Raw genomic sequence first — 17535 nt, forward strand, 5'->3', positions numbered from 1 at the left:
AATCTGCGGTACGGGAAGTTCTAGTTCTTACGGAAGAGAAGTTTCAAGAGCTTTTCGATCAGTTTTTGTCGAGTCTGCCCAATTATATCAAGGGTTTACTCGGTGTTTCTGTCTGCGAAAGTTGAGTAAAAAAAGATTTTCCTTGGAAATGTCGACTCGTTTTTTGTGTGTTTACTGGCCCACCTTGCTGCTGCCTTACACCATTCAAGGCCGGGTTAAAGCTTGCCGAATCGTTTTTGCTTTATCGGGCCCGGATAACCCCCCTGGCTCCCCGGTGAGCGAAGATCAAAGTGGTGCTGTGCATTGATCCACCCTCAAAGAACATATATTCGCTTTTTGTTGTCACCACAGTTGTGTAGTATGCTATAATTTTATCATTAGATATGGTACGGCTAACTAAAAAATGATCTCTTGACATAAGGAGATGGGACAAGTGGAAGGCCGTTTTCAATTGGTATCAAAGTACGAACCCCAGGGTGACCAACCCCAAGCCATTGCCAAATTAGTGGAAAGCATTCAGGCTGGCCAAAAACATCAAACGCTGCTGGGAGCAACGGGAACAGGGAAAACATTTACCGTGGCCCAGGTGATCAGCAAGGTGAACAAGCCCACGCTGGTCATCGCCCACAATAAAACCCTGGCTGCCCAGCTGCACAGCGAATTGAAAGAGTTTTTTCCCCATAATGCTGTTGAATACTTTGTCAGTTATTATGATTACTACCAGCCTGAGGCTTATATTCCTCATACTGATACGTATATTGAAAAGGATGCCAGCATCAACGATGAAATAGACAAATTGCGCCACTCGGCCACCAGTGCCCTGTTGGAGCGGCGCGATGTGATTATTGTCTCCAGTGTGTCCTGCATCTACGGTTTAGGTTCGCCGGAAGAGTACCGTGATTTGGTGCTTTCCCTCCGGGTAGGCATGGAAAAAGACCGGGACGAAGTGTTGCGCAAGCTGGTGGATATCCAGTATGTGCGCAACGATGTCAACTTTCACCGCGGTACATTCCGGGTGCGCGGGGATGTGCTGGAAATTTTCCCGGCTTCACGGGATGAACAGGCGATCCGGGTGGAATTTTTTGGTGACGAGATTGAGCGCATCACGGAAATAGATGTCTTAACTGGTGAACTGGTAGGCGAACGGCAGCATGTGGCGATTTTTCCTGCTTCCCACTATGTCACCCGCGAGGAGAAGATGAAGCGGGCCATTAAAAGCATTGAGGCTGAGCTGGAAGAGCGTTTGCAAGAATTGAGGGGGCAAGGAAAATTATTAGAAGCCCAGCGCTTGGAGCAGCGCACCCGCTACGATCTGGAAATGCTGTCTGAAATGGGCTTTTGCTCTGGAATCGAAAACTATTCCAGACACCTGACCGGCCGTCCGGCAGGGGCGCCGCCTTATACCTTGCTCGATTATTTCCCCGATGATTTCCTGATCGTCATTGATGAATCCCATGTGACCATTCCCCAGATCAGAGGGATGTTCAACGGTGACTACGCCCGCAAAAAGGTGCTGATTGAACACGGCTTCCGCTTGCCATCAGCTGCTGACAACCGTCCCTTGCGCTTTGAGGAGTTTGAACAGCGTATCAACCAGGTGCTGTATGTGTCCGCGACACCTGGTCCCTATGAACTGGAGCATACGCCCCAAGTGGTGGAACAGATCATCCGTCCCACCGGCCTGCTTGATCCCACCATTGATGTGCGTCCGATCAAGGGACAGATTGACGATCTGGTCGGGGAGATTCAGGAGCGGGTCAAAAAGAATGAGCGGGTGCTGGTCACTACCTTGACCAAGAAAATGGCGGAAGACTTAACCGACTACCTGAAAGAGATCGGCATCAAGGTGCGTTATCTGCACTCGGAGATAAAGACCTTGGAGCGCATGCACATTATCCGGGAACTGCGTTTGGGAGTGTTTGATGTCCTGGTCGGCATTAACTTGTTGAGAGAGGGGCTGGATATCCCGGAAGTGTCTCTCGTGGCCATTTTGGATGCCGATAAAGAAGGCTTCCTCCGTTCGGAACGTTCCCTGATCCAGACCATTGGCCGTGCTGCCCGCAATGCCAATGGTCATGTCATTATGTATGCTGATCACGTGACCGAGTCGATGCGGGCGGCGATAGAAGAGACCAAGCGGCGCCGCCAAATCCAGCAAGCTTATAATGAAAAGCACGGCATCACCCCCAAAACCATTGTCAAACCGGTCTACGATGTGATCGAAGCCACCAAGGTGATCGAAGATAAAGAAGCGTACCGTGCCACACCCGATGTAGACAAACTGTCGCGCAAAGAGAAGGAAGATTTGATCAAGAAGCTGGAAAAAGAAATGAAAGCAGCTGCCAAGGAGTTAAATTTTGAACGGGCAGCGGAGTTGCGCGATCTCATCTTGGAATTGAAAGCGGAACTGGAAGGATGATGAGCATGAGCAACCGATTCATCTCTGTCAAAGGAGCCCGGGTGCACAACTTGAAAAATATTGATGTGACGATTCCCCGCAACCAGTTTGTGGTGTTGACCGGATTGTCCGGATCGGGCAAATCGTCCTTGGCCTTTGATACGATTTATGCGGAGGGGCAGCGGCGTTATGTGGAATCCCTCTCCGCCTATGCCCGCCAATTTTTGGGACAAATGGATAAGCCGGATGTGGATGCCATTGAAGGTTTGTCCCCGGCCATTTCCATTGATCAGAAAACGACCAGCAAGAACCCCCGTTCCACAGTAGGAACAGTGACAGAAATTTATGATTATCTCCGCCTGCTGTTTGCCCGCATCGGGCGCCCCCACTGTCCCACCCACGGGATTGAAATTACTTCCCAGACGGTGGAGCAGATGGTGGACCGCATCCTGGAGTATCCCGAGCGGACCAAGCTGCAAATATTGGCTCCGGTGGTTCGCGGGCGCAAGGGTGAACATGCCAAGTTGCTGGAACAGATTGCCAAGCAAGGCTTTGTGCGGGTCAGAATTGACGGCGAGGTGCGTGATCTGGCCGAAGAGATCAAACTGGAGAAAAACAAAAAGCATACCATTGAAGTTGTCGTGGACCGCATTATCCTCAAGGATGGCATCACCTCCCGTTTGGCCGACTCCATTGAAACGGCGCTGGACATTGCCGATGGCAAGGTGCTGGTTGATGTGATCGGTCAGGAAGAGTTGCTGTTCAGCTCTAACCTGGCTTGTCCCGAATGCGGCTTCAGCATCGAGGAATTGGCGCCGCGGCTGTTTTCATTTAACAGTCCTTATGGGGCTTGCCCCTACTGTGACGGCCTGGGCAGCCGCCTGGAAGTAGATCCGGACCTGGTCATTCCTGATCCCAACCTGTCCATTAACGAAGGGGCGCTTGCCCCTTGGGAAGGCTCAAGTTCCCCCTATTACGAACAGCTGTTAGCCTGCGTCTGTGACCATTTTGGCATTGACCGTGATACCCCCTTTGGGGAGCTGCCCCAAGGTCAACAAGACTTGCTGCTGTACGGCAGCAAAGGAGAACGTTTCTACTTCCGCTATGAGAATGAATTGGGCCAGATCCGGGAACAACATGTCCCCTTTGAAGGTGTCATTCCTCATGTGGAGCGCCGTTACAAGGAGACAGGGTCAGACTATGTCCGCGAACAGCTTGAAGCCTACATGAGCCACAAGGCTTGTCCCAAGTGCCAGGGAGCCCGCCTGCGGCCCGAGGCGTTGGCCGTCACCATCAATGGCAAAAACATTGATTATGTGACACGCCTCTCCGTGGCAGAAGCCAAGCAGTTTTTTGCATCTTTGACCTTGACGGAGAAAGAACAAAAGATTGCCCAGCTCATTTTGCGCGAGATTGAGGAGCGGCTGGGATTCCTGATTGATGTGGGCCTTGATTATTTAACCCTGAACCGCTCGGCCGGCACCTTAAGCGGAGGAGAGGCTCAGCGTATCCGCCTGGCCACCCAGATTGGATCGAAGCTGACGGGGGTCCTCTATGTGCTGGATGAACCTTCCATCGGTTTGCACCAGCGGGACAATGACCGCTTGATCCGCACCTTGGAACAGATGCGTGATTTGGGCAATACTTTGCTGGTCGTGGAGCACGATGAGGATACTATGCTGGCGGCCGATCATTTAATCGATATTGGTCCGGGTGCTGGTGCCCATGGGGGACGGGTGGTGGCCCAGGGCACGCCGGAAGAGGTGATGAATAATCCCAACTCCCTTACCGGACAATATCTCAGCGGGAAAAAATTTATTCCCCTCCCAGCCCAGCGGCGCCAGCCCAATGGCAAATGGCTGGAGATTATCGGGGCCCGGGAAAACAACCTGAAAAATGTAAACGTCAAAATCCCCTTGGGCGTGTTCACGTGTGTCACCGGGGTTTCTGGATCAGGCAAAAGCACACTGGTGAATGAAATTTTGCTCAAGGCGCTCATGCGGCAATACTACCGCTCCAAAGTCAAACCCGGAGAACATGAGGAGATCAAAGGCACGGAACATCTGGATAAAGTGGTCAATATTGACCAGTCACCCATTGGGCGGACCCCCCGGTCCAATCCGGCCACCTACACAGGCGTGTTTGATGATATCCGGGAAGTATTTGCCCAGACCACGGAAGCAAAGATGAGAGGCTACAAAAAGGGCCGTTTCAGCTTCAATGTCAAAGGTGGGCGCTGTGAAGCATGCCGGGGAGACGGGATCATTAAGATTGAGATGCACTTTTTACCCGATGTGTATGTGCCTTGTGAAGTGTGCAAGGGCAAACGCTATAACCGGGAAACCCTGGAGGTCACCTATAAGGGGAAAACGATTGCCGATGTGCTGAACATGACCGTGGAAGAAGCCCTTGACTTTTTCCAGAACATCCCCCGCATCAAGCGCAAGCTGCAAACCTTGCAAGATGTCGGCTTGGGCTATATGCGCCTGGGCCAGCCGGCCACCACGTTGTCCGGAGGGGAAGCCCAGCGGGTGAAGCTGGCTTCCGAACTGCACCGCCGCAGCACCGGGCGCACCCTGTACATTCTGGATGAGCCGACCACAGGTTTGCACATCGAGGACATCCGCCGCCTGTTGGAAGTGCTGAAGCGGCTGGTGGACAATGGGGACACGGTGCTGGTCATCGAGCACCATCTGGATGTGATCAAAGTGGCCGATTATATAATTGACCTTGGACCTGAGGGAGGGGACGGAGGCGGTGAGATTGTCGCCACAGGCACCCCGGAAGAAATCTGCCAGGTCAAGCGTTCTTATACCGGCCAGTATCTGGGGCCCATTTTGGAACGGGACCGTCGGCGCATGAAACAGCAAGAAACCGTCAAGGTATGACTATAAAGTTCCATAAACCGCTGTCACCGTTTATCCGTGTGATGCCTGATTAGGTATCACACGGATATTTAACAGGTTGAATTGCCACACTTTTTATGATATATTAACTTGTGTAAAATCTAATAGTATTACTGGGGGTGCCTGTGAGCCAGGCTGAGAAAGGAACGCGATGAAGTTCCTTAACCCTTTGGACCTGATCTGGGTAATACCAGCGTGGGGAAGTAAACAACGGGTACAGTACGTTGGCAGTGTTGGCTGCCTGTGCCAATCCGGCCGCATGAAAGCCAGGTCCATATCCAGGATCTGGCTTTTAAGTTTGCTGCAAAGCGCTTTAAACGATGGCTGCCATTAACTTATGTGCTGTAGCTCAGCTTCACTGACCCGGATCATGTCCTCCTTTACCACATTAAATTAAGGAGGTTTTATTTATGGGGAATGATGTTCAACCACAAGTTTCGATTCCATCATCTCCGGGCAGTCGTAAAGTGTATGTGCAAGGCTCCAGACCAGATATTAAAGTACCTATGCGCGAAATTGAACAATCACCGACACTGAAGCCGGAGGGAGAAGAAAAAAATCCTCCTCTCAGAGTGTATGATACAAGCGGGCCTTATACGGATCCAGAACAGCAAGTCGATTTCAGGAAAGGGCTTCCTCCACTGCGGAGAAAATGGATTTTGGAGAGAGGGGACGTGGAAGAATACGAAGGCCGGAAAGTAAAGCCTGAAGATAATGGATATCGTTCGAGTGAAGGCAGGCCGTTCAGTGACCTTCCGCAAAGTTCGGCCAGAAAACCGCTCAGGGCCAAGAAAGGGAAAGTGGTTACACAACGCTATTATGCCCGGCAGGGAATCATAACGCCAGAAATGGAGTTTGTGGCCTTGCGTGAAGGGGTTTCTCCAGAATTTGTCCGGGATGAAGTTGCCCGTGGCCGGGCGATTATTCCAGTCAATATTAATCATCCTGAGAGTGAACCCATGATCATTGGCCGCCATTTTCATGTTAAAGTAAACGCCAATATTGGCAACTCGTCCGTCACCTCCTCTGTCGCTGAAGAAGTGGAAAAAATGACCTGGGCGATCCGTTGGGGAGCAGACACGATTATGGATTTATCTACCGGGAAAGACATACATACGACCCGGGAGTGGATTATCCGCAATTCACCTGTTCCTGTGGGTACAGTACCCATCTATCAAGCGTTGGAAAAAGTAAACGGCAAGCCAGAAGATCTGACATGGGAGATATACCGGGATACGCTGATTGAACAGGCTGAACAGGGGGTAGATTATTTTACGATCCATGCCGGTGTATTGTTAAGATATATTCCATTAACAGCGGGCAGAGTGACCGGCATCGTTTCCCGGGGCGGTTCCATTATGGCTGCGTGGTGTCTGGCCCATCACGAAGAAAACTTTTTGTATACCCATTTTGAAGAGATCTGTCAGATCCTGAATCAGTATGATATCGCCGTTTCTTTAGGTGATGGACTGCGTCCCGGATCTATTGCGGATGCCAACGATGAAGCCCAGTTTGCCGAATTGGAAACGTTGGGTGAGTTAACCAAAATAGCCTGGGAATATGATGTCCAGGTGATGGTGGAAGGTCCGGGCCATGTGCCCCTGCATTTGCTGAAAGAAAATGTGGACAAACAGATGGAGATCTGCCATGAAGCACCATTCTATACTTTAGGTCCGCTGACCACCGACATTGCTCCCGGTTACGATCATATTACCTCTGCGATCGGTGCAGCCGTCATCGGCTGGCATGGAACGTCAATGCTGTGTTATGTCACCCCTAAAGAGCACCTTGGTTTGCCTAATAAGCATGATGTGCGTGAAGGGGTCATCGCTTATAAAATTGCAGCTCATGCCGCTGACTTGGCCAAAGGCCATCCCAATGCCCGCAAAAGGGATGATGCACTGTCGAAGGCACGTTTTGAATTTCGGTGGAATGACCAGTTTAACTTGTCTCTTGATCCGGAACGGGCCAGGGCCTATCATGATGAAACCCTTCCCGCCGAAGGGGCCAAGACCGCCCATTTCTGTTCCATGTGCGGCCCCAAGTTTTGCAGTATGAAAATCACTCACGAACTCCGAGAATATGCCCAAACAAAAGGTTTGGAGATAGAAGCAGCCGTTCAAAAAGGCTTAAAAGAAAAAGCGGAGGAATTTAAGAAGGAGGGCAGCCAGCTTTACAAATAACCGTGTGGCAAATGAAGGGGCCGCTTAAGGCCCCTTTACAGTTTTGTCTTTGCGGATAATATATTGGGCACCGCAATGAGGGCAAACCACCTTCACCTTGCCCAAGGGAGAGTTAAAAGAATATAAGCAAACCTGGCAATCCATTCGGCGGACAAGCACCACCTTCATCAACAACAGATAAATGACGTAGATGCATCCCCCGAACAAAATAAGGGAGGGCAGCCATGCAAACAACTCCATAAAAAGTCCCTCTTTCGCCATCGTTGAATTTGGGTAAGTCATCAGTGCTTGTTCCATATCTATGACGAGTGGGGACAAATTATCCAAGAAAAACTAAATGAACATTTTATCTCAGCAGGCCTAGTAGTTAGGTAAAATCAGCACTTCCACCCGCCTGTTTTGCTGGCGCCCTTCCGCTGTGTCGTTCGTGGCCACTGGTTTGTACTCGCCGTACCCGCGCACACTGAAGTATTCAGGGGATAAGTTCTCATTTTCCAGGATAATCTTTAGAAAATTAATGGCCCGCATGGCACTGAGGTCCCAGTTGGAGCGGAAGTGGCTGTTGTGAATGGGCACATTATCGGTGTGTCCGGAAACCTCGATATGCCGGGGAGGATCTGAGACCAGCAAATTAGAAATTTCCCGGGCCAGCTTGACCGCATCCGGTTTGACGACGGCGCTGCCCGAATCAAAAAGGGCATGGTCCAGGATCGTGATGATCAGCCCTGCTTCGGTCAGCTCCGTTTTAAGACTCAGTTGCAGGTTACGCTGCTTGATATAGGTGTTGATCCGTTCCTGAAGACGGCGCAACTCCTCCATTTCCCTCTCTCTAAAGCCTGATCCTGGCTCTTCTTGAGGGCTTTCCTCTTCATCTTGTTCATCGTTTGTTCCTTCCGTTGTTTCATCAGGTGTTACGGCTGGAGATTGCAGCACGGGTTGTCCCCCTTGAAACGCTGTGGTAAAGGTTTGAATAATGCGCTCCAGTTTTTGTGCATCCAGCGTGCTGGAAGCATAGAGGATAATAAACAGGGCTAACAGCAAGGTCAGCATATCCGCATAGGGGATTAACCATGTTTCGTTTATATGCTCCTCATCAGTGCGCTTTTTATATCTACGCATCCAGCTCTTCCCCTTCTTGCACGGCGGTGTCATTCACCAGGCGCTGTTTAGTTGGAACATAGGCCAGCAGTTTGTCTTCGATCACACGGGGCGAAACTCCCTCTTGAATAGCCAAAATGCCTTCAATCATGACCTGTTTAATTTGCAGCTCCTGTTGGGACTTACGCTTCAGCTTGTTAGCCATGGGATGCCAGAGCACATAACCGGTAAAAATACCTAGTAGTGTGGCCACGAAGGCAGCTGCTATGGCAGGCCCTAAACGTTCAATATCATTTAAATCACCCAGGGCGGCAATTAAGCCTATAACCGCACCAAGGACCCCAAGTGTTGGGGCATAAGTGCCGGCTTGGGAAAAAATTTGGGCACCTGCCGCATGGCGCTCCGCCATGGCCTCCAAATCTTCTTCCATCATTTGGCGGATAAATTCGGGTGATTGACCGTCGATCACCATTTTCATGCCGTATTTTAGGAAGGGATCCTCTACTGTTTCCACATGGTCTTCGAGGGCCAGCAGGCCTTCGCGCCGGGCAATATTGGCCCAATCCTTAAACTGGGGAATCAGCTCCTGAACAGTGGGCAGTTTCTGCTGGCTAAAAATAATGCGAAACAGGGCAGGGATCCGCTTCAATTCGCTGGAAGGGAAAGCGATGGTAATTGAAGCAACCGTGCCTACGAAAATAATAATAATAGCAGCCGAGTTGATTAGAACCCCAAGGTTCGTTCCTTTGGCCATCATCCCTAATAGGACTGCAGCAATACCAATGATAATGCCTAGAAATGATGTTTTATCCATTGCCTCGTCATCCCTTTGTCTTTAAAAATTGTTCCTAATCATTATATCGGCAAACCAGAGTAGAGAGTTTAATGTTACTTTAACTTTCCTGGCATGATGGCCTTTTTGTCATTCCGCTTGAACCGTTAACATGTTACAATGATAGCTAATGAATGAAATATCAGTGAAATGCAGGTGTATAAGTGATGTTGACGCGCTGGATAATGAGTGTGCTGAGCACATGGGTCGTGCTCATGGTGATTTCAGGCTACTTTAGTGACTATTTTTTTATCCGTGATATGAAAGTGGCGTTGTTAGCCGCTCTCATTCTCTCTATTATCAATGCCGTGATCCGGCCTGTTCTTGTTTTTTTGACTCTGCCGATCACGATCTTAAGTCTCGGTTTGTTTTTGTTGGTGATCAATGCTTTAACCCTGCTCTTGACCGCGTATCTGGTGGATGGATTTACTATCAGCGGATTTTGGGCCGCCTTTTTCATCGGAATCTTGATCAGCATCTTAAATTACTTGATTCATACCTTAATTCTTAAGCGTTGGAAGTAAGGCGGGGCAAGAGCCGTGGCAGACATCGGCTGGAAGAAAGCGTGTGACCCGTGGGGGACACGCTCTTTTATTTATCTTTTAGTTTAGATGGATGGCCCATGCTCTATATCCATCAGCTTTTCCCAACACATATGTGACCGGTCATTGGCATCTTCTTTCTGCTTTCTCTCTTGTGAACAGATTATGGTAAAATAAAAAAGTGTACGGTTACAGGTTGCAAGCAAAGGGGTTTAGAAGATGGGCCAGTTAAAAGTCAAAAAAATTGTGGATAAGTTCCAGTTGGAAGTTCTTTCGGGCAAGGAATACCTGGACCGGTTGATTACAACCAGTGACTTGTCCCGGCCCGGACTGGAGATGGCAGGGTACTTTACCTATTATCCAGCTGACCGGATTCAAATTTTGGGCAGAACGGAATTATCATTCTTTGAACGGTTGCATCCCCAGGAAAAAGAAGTGCGCATGCTGAAACTTTGTCATGAAAAGACGCCTTGCGTGTGCATCTCCAGGGGGATGGATGCCCCTCCGGAACTGTTAAAAGCTTCAAAGGAAAAAAAGATGCCCGTATTGCGCAGTCAGATGACCACCACACAGCTGATGAGCAAATTAACCCATTTTCTGGAGACTGAGCTTGCACCCCAAACGGCCATGCATGGGGTTTTGGTTGATGTTTACGGCGTAGGGGTGCTGATTACCGGTCAAAGCGGCATCGGTAAAAGTGAAACAGCTCTGGAACTTGTGAAACGGGGACACCGCCTGGTGGCTGATGATGTGGTGGAAATCCGCCAGCCGGAGGAAAATGAGCTGGTTGGTACGGCACCCAAACTCATCCGCCATCTTCTGGAAATCCGAGGTGTGGGCATTATTAATGTCATGACGTTATTTGGGGCGGGGGCTGTGCGTAATTATAAAAAAATCTCCATGGTCTGCCACTTGGAAAACTGGGATAACACCAAACCCTATGACCGTTTGGGGCTGGATGAGCAGAAAATCAAAATTATTGACACATATGTTCCCCAGATTACTATCCCGGTGCGTCCGGGGCGAAACCTGGCTGTCATTGTGGAGGTGGCGGCCATGAACTTCCGCTTGAAACGTATGGGCTTTAACGCCGCTGAACATTTTGCCCACCGTTTGACGGCCGCCATTGAAGAGCATGACGACAAACATGATGATCTGTAGGGAGTGCAAGTAAAGGAGTTGGATTAAACGTGAGTGAGCATTTTGCAGCAGAAGCGATTCAGCCGTTGGACCCTGTCGCCTTTCAGTTGGGGCCGCTCTCGGTGCACTGGTATGGCGTGATCATTGGCTTCGGAGCCTTATTGGGCCTGCTGTGGGCCATCAAAGAGGGCAAGCGGCACGGCATTGTTCCTGATACATTCCTGGATTTAATGGTTTATGGTCTTCCTGTGGCCGTGATTGGGGCCAGAACTTACTATGTTATTTTCCAATGGGATTACTACCGGGAAAACCCGGCTGATATTATTGCCATTTGGAAGGGCGGGCTGGCCATCCATGGCGCCCTGATCGGCGCCGTGCTGGTCGCTATCTGGTTTTCCCGCAAGCGCAACATCTCTTTTTGGAAATTGATGGATATTGTGGCTCCCAGCTTTATTTTGGGGCAAGCGATCGGCCGCTGGGGGAACTTTATGAACCAGGAAGCCCACGGCGGGGTCGTTTCCCGTGAGTTCCTGGAAAGTTTATATTTACCCGAGTTTATTATCAATCAAATGTACATCTACAACCCTGCGCCCGGCGGAGGGCTGGACCCCGGTTTTTATTACCATCATCCCACGTTTTTATATGAGTCTCTCTGGAATTTGCTCGGCTTTGTGGTGCTGATCGGCATTCGCCGCCTGAATATCCGCCAGGGCGAACTGTTTCTCAGCTATTTGATCTGGTACTCAACAGGCCGGTTCTTTATTGAAGGGCTGCGGACGGACAGTTTAATGCTCACTGAATTTTTGCGGGCGGCCCAGGTGATGAGCATCACCTTGATTATTGTGGCTGTGGCGGTGATGATTTTGCGCCGGCAGCTGGGCTGGGCTAAAAATTCATATTGGACACCGGTGGCAGCGCAAACGGTGCAGGAAAAGAAGGGTTCCAAGCGCAAAGGGAAAAGAAAAAAAAGATAAACAACCTAAACGGAGCAGGTTGGCGAAGAGAAGTGAAAGTGAATCTAGAACGCAGGTGATGGGATGAACAGGCTACACACCCTGAAGCAAGGTTTGCGAGTGGGTTTAGAGACAACATGGATTTTGGGCAAAGTGATTTTTCCCGTCACGCTGATCGTGACGGTTTTATCCTATACCCCGGTGATCGACTGGGTGGTCCGCTGGTGCACGCCGGTGATGAGCTGGATCGGTTTGCCCGGCGAAGCGTCCATTCCCTTTGTTCTGGCCAATTTGCTCAATTTGTATGCCGGGATTGGGGCCATTTTAACCCTTGATTTAACGGTCAAAGAAGTGTTCATTTTGGCTGTGATGATGTCGTTTTCCCACAATTTGCTCATTGAATCAGCGGTGGCCAAGAAAGTGGGCGTCAGCATGACAGTGGCTGTTGCGGTCCGCCTGGGCCTGGCTTTTGTCTCCGCCTTTCTGATTCACCTGATCTGGCAGGGAGGGGACCAGCCCGCGCGGTATGGCTTTATACCTGCCCAAGCAGAAGCTGAATTAACCGGCTGGGGGGCGGTGGTCTGGGCGGGTTTGCAGACAGCCGGCATCGGCGTGCTGCAACTGGCGGCAGTGGTGATTCCGCTGATGATCATGATCGAGTGGCTGAAAGCGGTCAATGTGCTAGAGCGGTTCAATGTGTGGATGCGCCCGTTAACCAAGTTGTTAGGGTTGTCCCCCAACACATCCGTCACATTGGGCGCCGGTTTAGTTTTTGGTCTGGCTTTTGGTGCCGGCGTGATTATTCAGCAATTTAAGGAAGAAAATATTTCTAAAAAGGATATGTATCTCTTGTTTATCTTTTTAGTTGCCTGTCACGCCGTGATTGAGGACACCCTGATCTTTGTTCCCCTGGGGATTCCCGTCTGGCCGCTGTTGGTGGCCCGGCTGGTGATTGCTATCCTGCTGACCATGCTCATTGCTTTCATCTGGAACCGCCTGGAGCGGAATAAACAACTGGCATACCGTACTGAAAACGAGGTGCAACATGACGTATAAAACGATTCTTTTTGATCTGGATGGAACCTTCGGAGGGACACATTATGCGTCAAACAGAACGCTACCCGGTTAAGGGGCCCAATTCGTTGTGGCAACTGTATAAAACGGTCTCTTTCTGGAAAGTGGTCAAAAACTTTATCATTATTCAGCTGGCCCGCTACTGTCCGTTGATTCCGGTCAAAAACTGGTTGTACCGCACTTTTTTAAACATGAAGGTGGGAAAACAGACAGCCTTTGCTTTAATGGTGATGGTGGATGTCATGTTTCCGGAAAAAATCAGGGTGGGCAACAATACCATTATTGGCTACAACACCACGATCCTGACCCATGAATATTTAATCAACGAGTATCGTTTGGGCGAGGTGCGCATCGGTTCCAATGTGATGATTGGAGCCAACACCACCATTCTGCCCGGTGTCACGATCGGAGACGGGGCGGTGGTGGCAGCAGGAAGCGTGGTACATAAAGACGTCCCGCCGGGTGCGTTTGCCAGGGGCAATCCTTTACAGATCACAGAGCCTGCGCAACAGAGGCAGGCTGACTCTGGCCAGCAGGGTTAAATGTTCGGTCCGCCCCGCTGTTGACAAGATGAACGCCAAGATTGTCGAGGAAAGAATTAACCTATTGACCGGACGGCAAAGGCGTGATAGACTCAAACACATATACCCCAATACTTTAGTTTGCTACCAAGTTAAAGTGCTTCGAAAGCGGAACTTGTTAAGTTGGAGTGATCAAGGTGTCGAAACCTTTTGTCTTTGAGAAACCGCTGGGTATGCGCGATGTATTGCCTGATCTGGTCAAGCAAAAACAGCAAGTGGTCCAAACCATTCAGCGCGTCTTTGAACGTTGGGGATATGCCCAAATTGAAACCCCGACGTTAGAATACTTTGATACAGTGGGTGGGGTCAGTCCCACGATTGAGAAAAAGATGTTTAAACTCCTGGACCGCTCGGGGCGAACCTTAGTCCTGCGCCCTGATTTCACGGCGCCTATTGCCCGGGTCGTGTCCTCTATTTTAAAAGAAGAACCTTTTCCTATCCGCCTGTCTTACCAGGGGCATGTCTATCGGGCGCAGGAGAAGGAAGCAGGGCGGAATGCCGAATTTCCCGAGGTGGGCATTGAACTGATCGGGGAAGAGGCGCCGGATGCTGATGCGGAGGTCATCGCCTTGGCCATTGAAGCGGTACAAGCGGTGGAGATCCCCTCCTTTAAACTGGCTATCGGCCATATTGGTTTGTTGAATGCTTTATTTGCCGAAGTGATGGACGAAGCACGGGCCAAAACGCTCAGGGCCTGTCTCCATCAAAAAGATTATGTGGGTTACCGCACACAGGTGGAGAAGGGGCCGTTTACGGATGGGGAAAAAGCCTTGCTCCTTTCTCTGCTGTACTGGCGGGGAGATATGATACAACTCCAGCAGGCGAAAGAAGCGGTCAGCGGAACAAAGGTGAAACAGGCCTTCCATGAACTGGAGGAGCTGTGGACTTGCCTGGAACTATACGGCGTCACCAGTCATCTTCTGTTTGACTTAAGCCTGCTGAGCCACAGGGCCTACTATACAGGTGTGTTCTTTGAAATCTATGCCAGCGGGCTCGGTTTTCCGTTGGGCAGCGGCGGCCGCTATGACCACCTGGTGGGCCAGTTTGGCCGTCCCGCACCGGCAACCGGTTTTACCCTAAAGGTGGACCGGATCATCGAGACGAGCCGTCTTTCTCTTCCGGCACAACCCCGGCGGGTGCTGATCACCTATACTTCCCGCGAGCGGGAGCAAGCGGTGCACCTGGCCCGTGAGCGCCGGCAAAAAGGGGAACAGGTTACCCTGCACCGTTTGGCGGAGGACAGTGGAGAGCTTAAGGAGGCTGCCAGACGCTTTGATGAGTGGGTCCGCCTGGAACAGGGAGGTGGGGCGGTATGACCGGGATGCTGCGTATTGCCATGCCCAAAGGACGGATCTTGGAAGAGGCGGTAGAATTATTTCGCCAGGCGGGATATCCCTTACCCCGGGACTTAGACGATTCCCGCAAATTGATCGTGGAGGCTAAAGAGGCCAACATGTCCTTTATTCTGGCCAAACCGTCCGATGTCCCCACTTATGTGGAGTACGGAACGGCCGATGTGGGGGTTGTGGGCAAAGATGTGCTTTTGGAAGAAGAGCGGGATGTGTATGAACTGCTGGATTTAAACATTAGTCATTGCCATCTGGCTATTGCCGCCCTGCCTGATTGGCAGCCGGTGATGTATCCTAAGGTGGCCACCAAGTATCCCCGTCTGGCCAGCCAGTACTTTCGGGAGAAGGGGCAGCAAGTAGAAGTGATTAAATTGAATGGTTCCATTGAGCTGGCTCCCATTGTCGGCCTGGCTGACCGGATTGTGGATATTGTCTCAACAGGGCGGACACTCAGAGAGAATGGGCTGGTGGAGCTGGAAAAAATGATGGATATCACTTCCCGGTTGATTGCCAACCGGGTTAGCTACCGGATGAAGAATGCCCAGATTGAAGAATTGATCAGACGTCTGGAACGGGTTGTGAAGGGAGAAGGAGTGCGATGAAAATCATCGACCGCTTTGATGTGAACAGACTGCGCCGCAGCATTGACACGGGCACCGAACAACAGCGGCAGGCGGTAGTGGACATTATCAGGCAGGTGAAACAAGAGGGAGATGAAGCTTTATTCCGCCTCACGGAAAGATTTGACGGTGCCCGCCTCGATCAGCTGGAAGTGACCCGGCAAGAATTTGAAGAGGCCTACCGGGAAGTGGAGAAGGATGTCATCGCCTCCCTTGAGGCAGCGATCGCCAACATCCGCCGTTTCCATGAACAACAAAGGCGTTCTTCCTGGATGTTGACACAGGAAGATGGCACTGTACTCGGGCAATTGATCCGCCCCTTGGAACGTGTGGGGGCTTATGTCCCTGGAGGAACAGCTGCCTACCCCTCTTCCGTGTTGATGACCGTCATTCCCGCCCAAGTGGCTGGTGTGAAAGAGATTGTGATCACCACCCCGCCCTCCAGTGAGGGAAAAGTATCTTCAGGTGTGCTGGTAGCAGCTGACCTGTTGGGAATTGAGAAGGTGTACAAAGTGGGAGGAGCTCAGGCCATTGCCGCCCTTGCTTATGGCACGGAATCCATTGCGCCTGTAGATAAGATCGTCGGGCCGGGCAATATCTATGTGGCCCTGGCCAAACGGGAAGTGTTTGGCATCACCGGCATTGATATGCTGGCCGGCCCCAGCGATATTCTGGTGTTGGCTGACGAAGAACAGAATCCCGTCTATGTGGCGGCCGATCTTTTATCCCAAGCGGAGCATGATCCCCTGGCCTGTGCCATCTGCGTGACTCCGTCCCGCCGTTTGGCCCAGGCGGTGCAGGATGAGGTAAACAGACAGCTGGAAACGCTGCCCCGGGCTGAGATCGCCCGTGCGGCAATGGAAGGACAGGGGGCCATCTACGTTACAAAGGATTTGGATGAGGCTGTTGACGTGGTCAATGCCCTGGCTCCAGAGCATTTGCAGTTGATGGTGAAGGAGCCTTATGCGCTCTTGGGCAAGATTAAGCATGCCGGTGCCATTTTTCTGGGGACTTACAGTTCCGAACCGGTTGGGGATTATTTTGCCGGCCCCAACCACGTTTTGCCCACCAACGGCACGGCCCGCTTTTCTTCCCCGCTCAGCGTGGATGATTTTGTGAAGAAAAGCAGCCTGATTCACTATAGCGAACACGCCTTCAGGCGCGATCAAGACCATGTGATCCGCCTGGCTCAGTATGAGGGGCTGGATGCCCATGCCAGGGCCATTGACTATCGCCGGGAAGGAGAGGAAGGTAAATGAGTTCAGGATCCCAACAACGGCAAGCTTCACTCAGACGCACCACTACTGAGACGGATATTACCCTCTCCTTCACCATTGATGGGGAAGGGATGAGCAACATCCAGACCGGTGTCCCTTTCATGGATCACATGCTGGACCTGTTTGCCAAGCATGGTTTGTTTGACCTGGAGGTGAAGGCTAAGGGAGACATTGAAATAGACGCCCATCATACGGTGGAGGACGTGGGCATTTGCCTGGGGCAGGCGCTGAAGGAAGCATTAGGAGACAAGCAGGGCATCAAACGCTATGGCCAGGCGCTTGTGCCCATGGATGAGTCCCTGGCCCAAGTGGCCATTGATTTAAGCAACCGTCCCCATCTGGAATTCAGGGCCCAGTTTCCCCAGGCCCAGGTGGGCCGCTTTGATACCGAACTGGTGCATGAGTTTTTGTGGAAACTGGCTCTGGAAGCGCGCATGAATCTCCATGTCATCTTGCACTACGGTTCTAATACCCATCATATGATCGAAGCCATTTTCAAAGCGCTGGGACGGGCTTTGGACGAGGCGACCCGCCTGGATCCGCGGGTCAAAGGAATCCCTTCGACGAAAGGAATGCTGTAAC

General features: G+C 51.1%; 15 protein-coding genes and 1 riboswitch. Of the genes, 12 read left to right on the forward strand and 3 right to left on the reverse strand.

What is annotated here, in order from left to right; all coding sequences use genetic code 11:
- Nucleotides 1-433: 433 nt before the first annotated feature.
- The 3 genes from uvrB to thiC all read left to right on the forward strand — a co-directional run bounded on the left by uvrB (nt 434) and on the right by thiC (nt 7487).
- On the forward strand, nt 434-2419 hold the full coding sequence (gene uvrB, locus IEW48_RS10085; protein WP_007504554.1) for an excinuclease ABC subunit UvrB: 1986 nt from the start codon (nt 434-436) through the stop codon (nt 2417-2419).
- 5 nt (nt 2420-2424) lie between these two features.
- A complete protein-coding gene (gene uvrA / locus IEW48_RS10090) occupies nt 2425-5286 on the forward strand; it encodes an excinuclease ABC subunit UvrA (protein ID WP_188623647.1) in 2862 nt (953 codons plus the stop codon).
- A gap of 123 nt (nt 5287-5409) precedes the next feature.
- Nucleotides 5410-5523, forward strand: a riboswitch (TPP riboswitch).
- A 191-nt stretch (nt 5524-5714) separates the two neighbouring features.
- Nucleotides 5715-7487, forward strand: coding sequence for a phosphomethylpyrimidine synthase ThiC (thiC, locus tag IEW48_RS10095; RefSeq protein WP_188623648.1), 1773 nt, complete (start codon nt 5715-5717; stop codon nt 7485-7487).
- Between the two features lie 24 nt (nt 7488-7511).
- Here the strand turns inward: thiC and IEW48_RS10100 are convergent, their stop codons facing one another.
- The 3 genes from IEW48_RS10100 to motA form a co-directional block, all read right to left on the reverse strand.
- Nucleotides 7512-7727, reverse strand: a complete 216-nt coding sequence (locus tag IEW48_RS10100) for a hypothetical protein (protein ID WP_188623649.1) — start codon at nt 7725-7727, stop codon at nt 7512-7514.
- Between the two features lie 120 nt (nt 7728-7847).
- Complete coding sequence (gene motB, locus IEW48_RS10105) at nt 7848-8606, reverse strand: flagellar motor protein MotB (RefSeq protein ID WP_188623650.1); 759 nt, start codon at nt 8604-8606, stop codon at nt 7848-7850.
- Nucleotides 8599-9399 carry a flagellar motor stator protein MotA gene (gene motA, locus IEW48_RS10110; RefSeq protein ID WP_188623651.1) on the reverse strand — a complete coding sequence of 267 codons (801 nt, stop codon included), beginning with the start codon at nt 9397-9399 and terminating at the stop codon, nt 8599-8601. The genes motB and motA overlap by 8 nt, the downstream gene beginning before the upstream one ends.
- Before the next feature lie 185 nt (nt 9400-9584).
- On the opposite strand from motA, the gene IEW48_RS10115 reads away from it, so the two are divergent.
- From IEW48_RS10115 to hisB, 9 genes are all read left to right on the forward strand, one after another.
- Nucleotides 9585-9941 carry a phage holin family protein gene (locus IEW48_RS10115; RefSeq protein ID WP_229704012.1) on the forward strand — a complete coding sequence of 119 codons (357 nt, stop codon included), beginning with the start codon at nt 9585-9587 and terminating at the stop codon, nt 9939-9941.
- A 237-nt stretch (nt 9942-10178) separates the two neighbouring features.
- Entirely contained in the window at nt 10179-11120 is a 942-nt protein-coding gene (gene hprK / locus IEW48_RS10120) for an HPr(Ser) kinase/phosphatase (RefSeq protein WP_188623652.1), read from the forward strand.
- Between the two features lie 29 nt (nt 11121-11149).
- Nucleotides 11150-12073: a prolipoprotein diacylglyceryl transferase gene (gene lgt / locus IEW48_RS10125; protein WP_188623653.1), complete on the forward strand. Its 924-nt coding sequence runs from the start codon at nt 11150-11152 to the stop codon at nt 12071-12073.
- Between the two features lie 63 nt (nt 12074-12136).
- A complete protein-coding gene (locus IEW48_RS10130; RefSeq protein WP_188623654.1) occupies nt 12137-13108 on the forward strand; it encodes a nucleoside recognition domain-containing protein in 972 nt (323 codons plus the stop codon).
- Nucleotides 13109-13152: 44 nt separating this feature from the next.
- Nucleotides 13153-13668 (forward strand): acyltransferase, encoded by a 516-nt coding sequence (locus IEW48_RS10135; protein ID WP_188623655.1) that lies wholly within the window; start codon nt 13153-13155, stop codon nt 13666-13668.
- Between the two features lie 176 nt (nt 13669-13844).
- Nucleotides 13845-15023 (forward strand): ATP phosphoribosyltransferase regulatory subunit, encoded by a 1179-nt coding sequence (locus tag IEW48_RS10140; protein ID WP_188623656.1) that lies wholly within the window; start codon nt 13845-13847, stop codon nt 15021-15023.
- Nucleotides 15020-15658 carry an ATP phosphoribosyltransferase gene (gene hisG, locus IEW48_RS10145; RefSeq protein ID WP_188623657.1) on the forward strand — a complete coding sequence of 213 codons (639 nt, stop codon included), beginning with the start codon at nt 15020-15022 and terminating at the stop codon, nt 15656-15658. The genes IEW48_RS10140 and hisG overlap by 4 nt, the downstream gene beginning before the upstream one ends.
- Complete coding sequence (gene hisD / locus IEW48_RS10150; RefSeq protein ID WP_188623658.1) at nt 15655-16935, forward strand: histidinol dehydrogenase; 1281 nt, start codon at nt 15655-15657, stop codon at nt 16933-16935. The genes hisG and hisD overlap by 4 nt, the downstream gene beginning before the upstream one ends.
- Complete coding sequence (hisB, locus tag IEW48_RS10155; protein WP_188623659.1) at nt 16932-17534, forward strand: imidazoleglycerol-phosphate dehydratase HisB; 603 nt, start codon at nt 16932-16934, stop codon at nt 17532-17534. The genes hisD and hisB overlap by 4 nt, the downstream gene beginning before the upstream one ends.
- The last annotated feature ends 1 nt before the right edge of the window (nt 17535 follow it).

It is taken from the genome of Caldalkalibacillus thermarum, assembly GCF_014644735.1.
Taxonomy (GTDB): domain Bacteria; phylum Bacillota; class Bacilli; order Caldalkalibacillales; family Caldalkalibacillaceae; genus Caldalkalibacillus; species Caldalkalibacillus thermarum.